Origin of the sequence: Streptomyces hygroscopicus subsp. hygroscopicus (assembly GCF_001553455.1) — a bacterium.
GTDB classification, from domain to species: domain Bacteria; phylum Actinomycetota; class Actinomycetes; order Streptomycetales; family Streptomycetaceae; genus Streptomyces; species Streptomyces hygroscopicus.
On the sequence record NZ_BBOX01000038.1, the window covers coordinates 1 to 11,141 of the forward strand.

The following is an 11,141-nucleotide window of genomic DNA, read 5'->3' on the forward strand; positions in this document are numbered from 1 at the left end:
CCCGCGGCATCGAGCCATGGCGGCGTCAGACCGGCCGGTACGACGCGCTGCACCGGCCCGGCACGGCGCGCGTCAGCGGGGCGGCACGCCGTGCGTCAGTCGGCCGGCGCGGCGCGCGTGCGTCAGCCGGCCAGCGCGGCGCGCGTGCGTGCGTCAGCCGGCCAGCGCGGCGCGCGCCAGGCGCGCGGTCTCGGACGGGGTCTTGCCGACCTTCACGCCCGCGGCCTCGAGGGCCTCCTTCTTCGCCTGGGCGGTGCCGGAGGAACCGGACACGATGGCACCCGCGTGGCCCATCGTCTTGCCCTCGGGAGCGGTGAAGCCCGCCACGTAGCCGACGACCGGCTTGGTGACGTTGGCCTTGATGAAGTCCGCGGCCCGCTCCTCGGCGTCGCCGCCGATCTCACCGATCATCACGATCAGGTCGGTGTCGGGGTCGGCCTCGAAGGCGGCCAGGGCGTCGATGTGGGTGGTGCCGATGATCGGGTCACCGCCGATGCCCACACAGGACGAGAAGCCGATGTCCCGCAGCTCGTACATCATCTGGTAGGTCAGCGTGCCGGACTTCGACACCAGACCGATCCGGCCGGGCTTGGTGATGTCGGCCGGGATGATGCCCGCGTTCGACTGACCCGGCGTGATCAGACCCGGGCAGTTCGGGCCGATGATGCGCGTCTTGTTGCCCTTCTTGCCCGCGTAGGCCCAGAAGTTGGCGGTGTCGTGGACCGCGATGCCCTCGGTGATCACGACGGCGAGCGGAATCTCGGCGTCGATCGCCTCGATGACCGCGTCCTTGGTGAACTTCTCCGGGACGAAGATGACCGTGACATCGGCGCCGGTGGCGTCGATGGCCTCCTTGACGGAGCCGAAGACCGGGATCTCGGTGCCGTCGAAGTCCACGGTGGTGCCGGCCTTGCGCGGGTTCACGCCGCCGACGATGTTGGTGCCCGAGGCAAGCATCCGACGGGTGTGCTTCTGCCCCTCGGACCCGGTCATCCCCTGGACGATGACCTTGCTCTCCTTGGTGAGGAAGATAGCCATGGTTTCCGGTTCCCTCGTCCCTTACTTCGCAGCCAGCTCGGCGGCACGCTCGGCCGCGCCGTCCATGGTGTCCACCTGCGTTACGAGCGGGTGGTTGGCGTCGGTGAGGATCTTGCGACCCAGCTCCGCGTTGTTGCCGTCGAGGCGCACGACCAGCGGCTTGGAGACGTTCTCACCCTTGGACTTCAGCAGCTCCAGGGCCTGGACGATGCCGTTGGCGACGGCGTCGCAGGCGGTGATGCCACCAAAGACGTTGACGAAGACCGACTTGACGTCCGGGTCGCCGAGGATGATCTCGAGACCGTTGGCCATCACCTCGGCGGAGGCGCCACCGCCGATGTCGAGGAAGTTGGCGGGCTTCACACCGCCGCGGGTCTCACCCGCGTAGGCGACGACGTCGAGGGTCGACATGACCAGACCCGCGCCGTTGCCGATGATGCCGACCTCACCGTCGAGCTTGACGTAGTTGAGGCCCTTGGCCTTGGCGGCCGCCTCGAGGGGGTTGGCCGCGGCCTTGTCCTCGAGCGCCTCGTGCTCCGGCTGGCGGAAGGCGGCGTTCTCGTCCAGGGAGACCTTGCCGTCCAGCGCGATGATCTTGCCGTCGTCGGTCTTGACCAGCGGGTTGACCTCGACGAGCAGAGCGTCTTCCTTGATGAAGACAGTCCACAGCTTCTGGAGGACCTCGCTGACCTGGTCCGCGATCTCGGCCGGGAACTTCGCGGCGGCGACGATCTCGGCGGCCTTCTCCGGGGTCACGCCCTCGATGGCGTCCACCGGGATCTTGGCGAGCGCCTCGGGGTTCTGCTCCGCGACGACCTCGATCTCCACGCCGCCCTCGACGGAGGCCATGGCGAGGAAGGTCCGGTTGGTGCGGTCCAGCAGGAAGGAGACGTAGTACTCCTCCTTGATGTCCGCGGTCTCGGCGAGCATCACCTTGTGGACCGTGTGGCCCTTGATGTCCATGCCCAGGATCTGGGTCGCCTTCTCAACGGCGTCATCCGGGTCGGAGGCCAGCTTGACGCCACCCGCCTTACCCCGGCCACCCGTCTTGACCTGCGCCTTGACGACCGCGCGGCCGCCCAGTCGCTCGGCCACCTCGCGCGCCGCCCCAGGCGTGTCGATGACTTCACCGGCCAGCACCGGTACACCGTGCTTGGCGAAGAGGTCCTTCGCCTGGTATTCGAACAGGTCCACGCGCGTCCGTCCCTTTTCCATGGATTTCGCGGTCGTTATCTGCGCGGGCGTGCCGCGGGGGGCAGCGTGAGGACGCGATCTGTAACGAGGGCGGCACACGTTCACCGGGTACGCGGCATGTCCGTCTCGCAGGTTATCTCCGCGGGACGTGCGGCCCTAAATCGCAGATCACACTGGCGCGGTGATAACGGTCACAGATCGCGACCGTTTCCATCTATTCAGGTACGACAACCGGGCAGCCCTCTCCCCAACGAGGACTGCCCGGTCGACGATGTTCGCCTTACGGTTTCACGCTTTCTCGGCCTTCACGGCCTTCACGGCCTGCCTGTCTTACGCCCGCCGGGACGATCAGACGGTCGGGAGCGTGCCCGGAACGGTCGGCAGGTCGGCCGGAACCGAAGGCAGGTCGGCCGGGAGCTGCGGGAGCTCGGCCGGAACCTGCGGGAGCTCCACCTGCGGCAGGTCAGCCGGAACGGTCGGCAGGTCGGCCGGAACCGAAGGCAGGTCGGCCGGGAGCTGCGGCAGGTCAGCCGGAACGGTCGGCAGGTCGGCCGGAACCGAAGGCAGGTCCGCCGGGAGGACCGGGAGGGCCGGGATGTTGGCGACGTCGGTCAGGTCGGTGGGCAGCGCCGGGAGCAGGCTCAGCGCACCGTCCTTGGCGTTCCCCACCGTGGTCCGGGCGTCCGCGACCGTGCCCGTGGCCAGGTCCTGGGCGAACGGCACGGTGGTGCCGGCCAGGTCCTGCGCGAACGGAACGGCGGTGGTCGGCACGTTCACCACGACCGGCACCAGGCGGTCGACGGCGTCCTGCACGGCCGGGACCACGTTGGAGGCGGTGCCCAGCGCGAAGCCCTGAGCGCTGCCGGTCACCACGAAGACGTACGGGGTGGTGCGGGCCACGGCGCCGTCGGCCAGCGCACCGGTGTCACCGACGGTCCGCTCCGCGACCGGGACGACCTTGACCACGAGACGGTGCGCGGCGGGCGGCAGCACGTCCGAGGCCACACCGTCGACGACCGGCTTGGTGGTGCCCACGACGGCCTGGACCTTACCGGCCAGCTCCTCCGGGCGGATGCCGGCGCCGGAGAGGGAGGCGAGCAGGTCATTGGCCGACCCCGGGGCGGAGGGCAGCTTCGGGGTGGCGGGGAGCTCGGTGGGCAGCTGGCCCGGGAGGCCCTGGACGTCCGGCAGCGAGCCGGTGGGCAGCGTGGAGGTGTCGGGCAGGGTCGGCAGCGAGCCGAGGCCCGGAAGGCTGGGCACCACGCCGGGGACCTCACCGGTGGGCAGGTCGAGGTCGGCGGTCTTCTTGACGGTCTTCTCGACGCCCTTGACGGTCTTCTGGACGCCCTTGACGGCCTTGTGGGCCTTCTTGACGACCTTCTCCGGCTTGGCGACGTCGCCCGTAAGGCCGTCGGCGGTGCCCTCGACGGTCTTGGTGACGTCCGAGACGCGGGGCAGCTTGCCGGCGCCCGGCACGCGGTCCGTCACGCCGCCGGTGACGCCGTCCACGGTGGAGGCGGCGCCGTCCACGGTCTTCTTCACGGTGTCGGTCACCTTGGAGGTGTCGGCCACGCCGCCCACCGTCTCGGTCACCTTGTCGGTCGGCAGCGTCTTGTTCACCGTCTTGGTGAGGCCGTCCACGGTGCTGGTGACGCCGTCGGTGGAGGGGACGGCCGGGTTCTCGGCGGCGTTGGCAGCGGCGGAGCCGAGGGCCCAGATACCGGTGGCGGCAGCGGCGACGAGGATGGAACGGCGAAGGTTGTTGCGCATGGTGGAGGAAGTCCTTCGAAAGTCAAAAGGGGTTTCGGACGGGCAGACCTGACCCGCCCCCGCGCGGCAGGTCTCAGCAGACGGGGGTGAGGTCTGCCCTAGCCGGGGAATTCGAGGACTTCGTTGAACCGCTCGCGCGTCGGCGCCGAGCTCTCCGCGCGGACCGTGCCGGGCTTCAGCCCGAAGGACACCGCGCCTGACGGCGGGAGAGCGGCATGGGTGTTCCCGCCACGGGGACCGCCGCTGTCGCCGGTGCACTGCGAGGTGGCCCCGAGCGGGGACCGCGGAAGGGGCAGCGGCGCCGGGGCGCCACCGTCCGGACCGGTGCCGGAGACCGCCCGTACGGCGGGCGCGTGCTCGGGGTGGGAGGCGGTCGCACCCATACGGTGCGGGGTGACGACCGGGGCGTACGTCTCGGGCCCCATCGGGTCCGCGGCGGCGGGCGCCGCCTTGTGCACGGTCACCGGCTCGTCCTCGGCCGCGTGCCGCTCGGCGGCCGGGCCGCCGTGGTCCGGCACGGAGCCCTGGGGGCCCGCACCGATCGCGTCACCGATGCCGACGTCGGGCAGGCCCACCGGCAGGCTGTCGCCCGCGGTGCCGCCGACCAGGTCGCCGACCGGCTCGGTGATCTTCTGCGCCTCCCGCTCGACCGGCTCCTGGATGGGCCGCACGGTCTCCCGTACGACGTCCTCCGCCGTGTGGGCGGTCCGCACCACCAGGGGCGGCGCGTGCTTCTCCACCTGCTGCCGGGTCTGCTCGATACCCGAGGGGTCGAGCAGCCCGGAGACGGTGGAGCGGCCGATCGATATGCCGGTCGTCCCGTCCTGATCGCTCCGCTCGGCGGCGTGAGCGCTGCCGCCGAAGAGGAACGCCAGGGCCAGGAAGCCCCCGAGGAAGAGCGCCGCCAGCAGCGCCCGCCGCGCCGCCACCGTGCGCGGCAGGCGCACGGCGACAGACATGGCGGACACAACAGACACGAACGGGGCCTTCCGTGAGTACGGGACGTACAACGGGCACATGGGTGCGGCGATCTGGCGATGGGCGCACCGAACAGGACGAACTCGCCAGCCAGATGGCTGGATTCATGTCCTGGGCGACGAGGATGATCCTTGCACGACCCACAGGGGTCGGCGCAAGCCCCGGATCACTGATGCATCGCCATGTCCGGTATAGGCAGTTGGCGCCGTTCGATCGCCGCCGCCATCACCTCCGGGAACAGATCGGGGGTGCAGGCGAAGGCGGGCGCGCCCAGCGCGGCGAGGGCCGCCGCGTGCTCGCGGTCGTAACTCGGCGCTCCCTCATCGGACAGCGCGAGCAGCGTCACGAACTGCACTCCGGACGCCTTCATCGCGGCGACCCGCCCCAGCATCTCCTCGCGTATGCCGCCCTCGTAGAGGTCGCTGATGAGGACGACGACGGTGTCGGCGGGCCGGGTGATCCGCGACTGGCAGTAGGCCAGCGCGCGGTTGATGTCGGTGCCGCCGCCGAGCTGGGTGCCGAAGAGGACGTCCACCGGATCGTCGAGCTCCTCGGTCAGGTCCACCACGGAGGTGTCGAAGACGATCAGCCGGGTGGCGAGGGAGCGCATCGAGGCGAGCACGGCGCCGAAGACCGAGGCGTAGACCACGGACGCGGCCATCGACCCCGACTGGTCGACGCACAGCAGCACGTCCTTCCGCACACCGCGCGCCGCCCGCCCGTACCCGATGAGCCGCTCGGGGACGACCGTCCGGTGGTCGGGGAGGTAGTTCTTGAGGTTGGCGCGGATGGTGCGGTCCCAGTCGATGTCCCGGTGGCGGGGGCGGCCGATCCGGGCGGAGCGGTCGAGCGCTCCGGTGAGCGTGGCGCGGGTGCGGGTCGCCAGCCGCTTCTCCAGGTCCTCGACGACCTTACGGACGACGGCCCGCGCGGTGTTCTTGGTGGTCTCCGGCATCGCCTTGTTGAGGGACAGCAGGGTGCCCACGAGGTGGACGTCCGCCTCCACGGCCGCCAGCATCTCCGGCTCCAGCAGCAGGGCGGACAGACCCAGCCGGTCGATGGCGTCGCGCTGCATGACCTGGACGACGGAGGTGGGGAAGTACGTACGGATGTCGCCGAGCCAGCGGGCCACTTGGGGCGCGGATCCGCCGAGCCCGCCGGAGCGCGGGCCGCTCGCCGCGCCCTGGGAGCCGCCGGTGCGCCCGGTGCGCCCGGTGGCCGTGCCGCTGCCGCCGGAGCCGTCGCCGCCCCCGGAGCCGTAGAGGGCCTCGAGCGTGCGGTCCATGGCGGCGTCGGTCCCGCTGAGCGAGCACCCGGTGCCGTCGGCGCCCTGGCCGCCGAGCACCAGCCGCCAGCGCCGCAGCCGTTCCTGATCGCCGGTGCGGTGGCCGTGACGGTGGCCGTGGCCGTGACCATGACCGCCCCCGTGGTCGAGGCCGCCCCCGTGGCCGTGGTCGAGGCCGAGGTCGAGGTCGAGGTCGTGGCCGAGGTCGAGGTCGTGGCCGAGGTCGAGGTCGTGGCCGTGGCCGAGGTCGAGGCCCTGGCCGTGGCCGATGCCCTGGCCGTGGCCGTGGCCGTGACCATGACCGCCCCCGTGGTCAAGGCCGTCGTCGATGTCGTGGACGTCGTCGATGTCGTGGTCGAGACCGCCCCCGTGGCCGTGGCCGTGTGCGTGACAGTGTCCGTGGCCGTGGACGGCGTCGCTGTAACCGTCGCTGTACCCGTCGCCGTGAGGGTCGCCGTGCGTCATCGGGCTGCCTCCATGGTGTCGTTGCCGTGCGGGGCGGGATCGAGGCCCAGCAGCAGACGCACCGTCGGTACGACGGCCGCCGCCCGGTCCGGGTCGTGCCCGGGGCCGAAACCCGGCACGGCGGGAGCGCCGGGGCCGCCGGTGCTCCCCCCGGCCTCGGGCCCCCGGCGGACCAACTCCCCCAAGGGCGGCGCACGCCCGCCTCGTACGCGGAGAAGGTGCGCCGCAGCAGGGGCAGGACGTCGGTGAACGCCTCGGCGGGAACGGAGATCAGCCAGCGGTCGACCAGGCCGAGCAGCCGCTCATCGTGGATCAGCAGCATGCCGCCGCCCGCCCCGCCGCCGAGGAACCCCTCGATCCAGGAGGCCGCTTCGGGCGGCTGGGTGCCGGGCGAGAGCGCGAGCCCCATCAGCCGGGCCGCCTCGTCCTCGGCGAGTCGGCCGTCGTCCAGCAGCAGCCGCGCGGCGCGGCCCCGGATCAGCCCAGGCGTGGCGGGGGTGCCGTCCCGTCCGGCGAGGGAGCGCAGCATGGCCGCCCAGCGGGTCCGCAGCCCGTCGGCTGCGCCGGGCCGGGCCGCCGGCGGCTCCGCCGCCTGGATGCCGGGCCGCGGCCACGCGTCCGTGCCCGCTCCCGTCTCCGTTCCCGCGCCCGTCTCCGCCCCCGTCCCTGCCTCTCCCGCCGCCCCTGACCCCGTCCCCGCGTCCGCCTGCCCCGCCGTCCCCGTCCCTGCCTCTGCCCGCGTCCCCGCGTCCGCCTGCCCCGCCGTCCCCGTCCCTGCTTCTGCCCGGGTCCCGGTCTCCGCCTGTCCCGCCGCCCCTGACCGCGTCCCCGCGTCCGCCTGCCTCGCCGTCCCCGGCCGTGCCTCCGCCTCTCCCACCGCCCCCGGCCGCGTCCCCGTCTCCGCCTCTCCCGCCGCCCCCGGCCGTGCCTCCGTCTCCGACAGCAGCCCGATCGCGCGGTGCACGGCCTCCATATGGCCGCGCATCTCGGCGGCGCCGTCGCTGTCGAGGCCGACACAGGCGGGCGGCAGCCCGACCAGGATCCGCTCGGCCAGCCCGACCGCGACCTCTTCGAGGGCGGCGGTGTCGGTGCCGCGCACGTCCCCGTAGCGCACCGAGCGCACCAGGGCGGGCAGGGCCTGGGCGAGATGGCCGACGTCCGCGTCGAGCGCGGCCCGGTCGGCGAGCGAGCGCATCACGACGGGGAGGGCGCCGGGGAGTCCGGCGAGCAGACAGCGCTCGGCCAGCTCGGTCACCTCGGCGAGCCCCTTGGCGCTCCGGGCCTCGGTCTCCGCCTTGGCGGTGGCCGCCGACAGCACCGTGGTGCCCCACACCCCCGCCTCGGCGACCCGCACCGACAGCTCCGGCTCCCACCGCAGCCGCCAGGTCTCCCGGAAGGTGCCGGTGCTGCCACGGGAGACGGCCGGGGTGCCCCAGTCGACCCCGAGCAGCCGCAGCCGGTGCAGCAGACGGCTGCGCCCGGCGTCAGTCTCCTTGCGCAGGTCCAGCTCCAGATCGCGCTCCAGTGCCTCGGGCCTGAGCCGCAGCGAGCGCTGTGTGCGCGCCAGGTCGCGCTGGAGCGGCACCGCGGGAGCCGATTCGGGGACCTCGCCCAGGACGTCCCCGACCACCAGCCGGTCCCGTACCAGCGCGATCGGCACATCGGAGCCCTCGCACATCACCGCCCTTACGGCGTCGAGGGTCTCGGCGAGCCCGGCGAGCGGACGTCCGCGCATGGCGGCCAGGGTTTCGGCGAGCCTCACGGCCTCGATGACATGGGCCGAGGAGACCGCGAAGTCCTCGTCCCGCAGCAGCCCCGCGACCTTGGTGAGCCAGCGCTCAAGGGGTCGGTCCGGGGCGTGGAAGAGATGGTCGTACCAGCCCGGAGAGGTGATCCCGGCCCCGTATCCGCTGTGCCGCGCCAGCCGCCGGTGGGTCCAGGGGACCCAGCTGATCTCGGTCTTGACCTTGGGCAGCCCCTTGAGCAGCTTCCGGTCGGCGGTCACGGTGGTCCGCTCCCCCAGCGCCGGTACGTGCCAGGCCCCGCAGACGACGGCGACCTCGTCCCCGAACTCCCGCCGCGCCTCGCGCAGCCGCAGCCGCATATGGGCCTCGCGCACGGCGTCGTCCTCGTGCCCGCCGTGGCCGTACTCGGCGCGCAGTGCCTCCATGGCCTCCGCCACGGCCGCGAACGCCTCCGTGCCGCCGGTGCCGCGGTGCTCGATGACGTCCTCCCACCAGCGCTCCGGGTCGTCGTACCCGGCCGCCTCGGCGAGGACGGACAGGGGATCGACGCGCAGCCGCTCGGCGGAGCCGGCCGCCGGGCCGCTCTGCTCCCCCGGGGCGGCCTGATGCCCCGGAGCACCAGGCCACTCCGGGGCCGCCGGACCGGGCCGGGCGGGCGGCTCGGGCAGGGCGGACGGGCCCTGGGGGGCCTTCCCCGCCGACATGGCCAGCGAGTTGGCCGCCGGGAGGTCGATGAACCGTACGGGGACCTCGTGGGCCAGCGCCCACTGGATGGCCGCCCACTCCGGGGAGAACCCGGCCAGCGGCCAGAATCCGGCCCGCCCCGGGTCGTCCGCGGCATGGGCGAGCAGCGCGACCGGCGGACGCATGTCCTCCTCGGCGGCGAGCCGCACGATCGCGTCCGCCTCCGGCGGCCCCTCGATCAGCACCACGCGCGGTGCGCACGCCTCGAGCGCCGCCCGCACCGCCCGCGCCGACCCGGGCCCGTGATGGCGCACCCCCAGCAGCAGCGGACCGGCGGCCCGCGCCGGCGGGGCGCCCGTCACTCCGTCACCTCCCGGCACGCGCGGTAGAAGTCCTTCCAGCCGTCGCGCTCGCGGACGACCGTCTCCAGGTACTCCTGCCAGATGACACGGTCGGCGGCCGGGTCGCGGACGACCGCGCCCAAGATGCCCGCGGCCACGTCGCCCGCCCTCAGCACGCCGTCGCCGAAGTGGGCGGCGAGGGCGAGTCCGCCGGTGACCACGGAAATGGCCTCGGCCGTCGACAGCGTGCCCGAGGGCGACTTCAGCTTCGTACGGCCGTCGCCGGTCACTCCCTCGCGCAGCTCGCGGAAGACCGTGACCACGCGGCGGATCTCGTCGGCCCCCTCCGGCAGCTCCGGGAGCTCCAGCGAGCGGCCGATCTGGGTGACGCGGCGGGAGACGATGTCGACTTCGTCCTCCGGGGTCGCGGGCAGCGGCAGCACGACCGTGTTGAAGCGGCGGCGCAGGGCGCTGGAAAGCTCGTTGACCCCGCGGTCGCGGTCGTTGGCGGTCGCGATCAGATTGAAGCCGCGGACCGCCTGGACCTCCTCCCCCAGCTCCGGGATCGGCAGCGTCTTCTCCGACAGGACGGTGATCAGCGTGTCCTGCACATCGGCCGGGATGCGCGTCAGCTCCTCCACGCGGGCGGTCATGCCGTCCGCCATCGCGCGCATCACCGGGCTCGGCACGAGGGCCTCGCGGCTCGGGCCGTGGGCGAGGAGCTGGGCGTAGTTCCACCCGTACCGGATGGCCTCCTCGGGCGTCCCGGCGGTGCCCTGGACCAGCAGCGTCGAGTCACCGCTGACCGCCGCCGCCAGATGCTCGGACACCCACGTCTTGGCGGTGCCGGGCACGCCCAGCAACAGCAGGGCGCGGTCGGTGGCGAGAGTGGTGACGGCGACCTCGACGATGCGGCGCGGGCCCACGTACTTGGGGGTGATCACGGTGCCGTCGGGCAGCGTGCCGCCGAGCAGATAGGTGGCGACCGCCCACGGCGAGAGCCGCCAGCGCGCCGGACGCGGCCGGTCGTCGGCCGCGGCCAGCGCGCGCAGCTCGTCGGCGAACGCGTCCTCCGCGTGCGGACGCAGGGCTTCCGCGGCGCCGGCGGCCTCGCTGGGCCCTGCCGTGCGGTTGCTATCGGTGGATTCGGTTCCGGGCACAGTGACGGTCACAGCTCCCCCACGACTCGTTTCCTCGTTCCGTTTCCGGACGCGAGAACCACCCTGCACCACCCCACTGACAACCGGCTCTCGGCCAACGAAGGCGCAGGTCAGAGCGATTGTCAGTGGGTGCCCGTACCGTCGCAGACATGAATCCGCAGGGGGAACGCTGGACGGCGGAGCAGGTGCTGGCCCTGGCGCCTGACGCCGCGTCACGCAAAGCGGGCGGCAAGCTCGCGGCGGCCGGCTCGTGGTCGGGCGCGGGGGCGCACGGCCAAGCGGTGTGGGGGCTGTGCGCGGGCAGCGGCAGCAAGCCGTACCAGACGGTCGTCGATCTGAACGGGCCCGGCTACCGGTGCAGTTGTCCGAGCCGGAAGTTCCCGTGCAAACACGCGCTGGGCCTGCTGCTGCTGTGGGCGTCCGGCGCGGGGGGCGTGCCCGGGGGCGGGGAGCCGCCGGAGTGGGCCGAGCAGTGGCTCGG

The 11,141-nt window shown here is 73.1% G+C and carries 8 protein-coding genes; 1 reads left to right on the top strand and 7 read right to left on the bottom strand.

From position 1 onward, the window contains the following. Window positions 1–153: 153 nt before the first annotated feature. The 7 genes from sucD to AXW62_RS05310 all read right to left on the bottom strand — a co-directional run bounded on the left by sucD (window position 154) and on the right by AXW62_RS05310 (window position 10,672). The gene (gene sucD / locus AXW62_RS05280) at window positions 154–1,038 is read right to left on the bottom strand and encodes a succinate--CoA ligase subunit alpha (protein WP_030828615.1); all 885 of its coding nucleotides are present in this window, start codon (window positions 1,036–1,038) and stop codon (window positions 154–156) included. A gap of 21 nt (window positions 1,039–1,059) precedes the next feature. Continuing rightward, window positions 1,060–2,232, bottom strand: a complete 1,173-nt coding sequence (gene sucC / locus AXW62_RS05285; RefSeq protein WP_030828611.1) for an ADP-forming succinate--CoA ligase subunit beta — start codon at window positions 2,230–2,232, stop codon at window positions 1,060–1,062. A gap of 348 nt (window positions 2,233–2,580) precedes the next feature. Further along, window positions 2,581–4,002 (bottom strand): hypothetical protein, encoded by a 1,422-nt coding sequence (locus tag AXW62_RS05290; RefSeq protein WP_060943459.1) that lies wholly within the window; start codon window positions 4,000–4,002, stop codon window positions 2,581–2,583. A gap of 98 nt (window positions 4,003–4,100) precedes the next feature. Beyond that, window positions 4,101–4,961: a hypothetical protein gene (locus AXW62_RS05295; protein WP_060943460.1), complete on the bottom strand. Its 861-nt coding sequence runs from the start codon at window positions 4,959–4,961 to the stop codon at window positions 4,101–4,103. 185 nt (window positions 4,962–5,146) lie between these two features. Next, the gene (locus AXW62_RS05300) at window positions 5,147–6,343 is read right to left on the bottom strand and encodes a VWA domain-containing protein (protein ID WP_060943461.1); all 1,197 of its coding nucleotides are present in this window, start codon (window positions 6,341–6,343) and stop codon (window positions 5,147–5,149) included. 235 nt (window positions 6,344–6,578) lie between these two features. After that, window positions 6,579–9,521: a DUF5682 family protein gene (locus tag AXW62_RS05305; protein WP_252368506.1), complete on the bottom strand. Its 2,943-nt coding sequence runs from the start codon at window positions 9,519–9,521 to the stop codon at window positions 6,579–6,581. Then, a complete protein-coding gene (locus AXW62_RS05310) occupies window positions 9,518–10,672 on the bottom strand; it encodes an ATP-binding protein (protein WP_079106185.1) in 1,155 nt (384 codons plus the stop codon). Before AXW62_RS05310 ends, AXW62_RS05305 begins: the two co-directional genes overlap by 4 nt. A gap of 137 nt (window positions 10,673–10,809) precedes the next feature. Between AXW62_RS05310 and AXW62_RS05315 the strand changes: the two genes are divergently transcribed. Beyond that, the coding region (locus tag AXW62_RS05315; RefSeq protein WP_169808114.1) for an SWIM zinc finger family protein at window positions 10,810–11,141 on the top strand (332 nt) is incomplete at its 3' end.

Coding starts and splice junctions, on each gene's coding strand:
- AXW62_RS05295 (WP_060943460.1), bottom strand. CDS start 4,961: ATGTCTGTCGCCGTGCGCCTGCCGCGCACGGTGGCGGCGCGGCGGGCG.
- sucD (WP_030828615.1), bottom strand. CDS start 1,038: ATGGCTATCTTCCTCACCAAGGAGAGCAAGGTCATCGTCCAGGGGATG.
- AXW62_RS05290 (WP_060943459.1), bottom strand. CDS start 4,002: ATGCGCAACAACCTTCGCCGTTCCATCCTCGTCGCCGCTGCCGCCACC.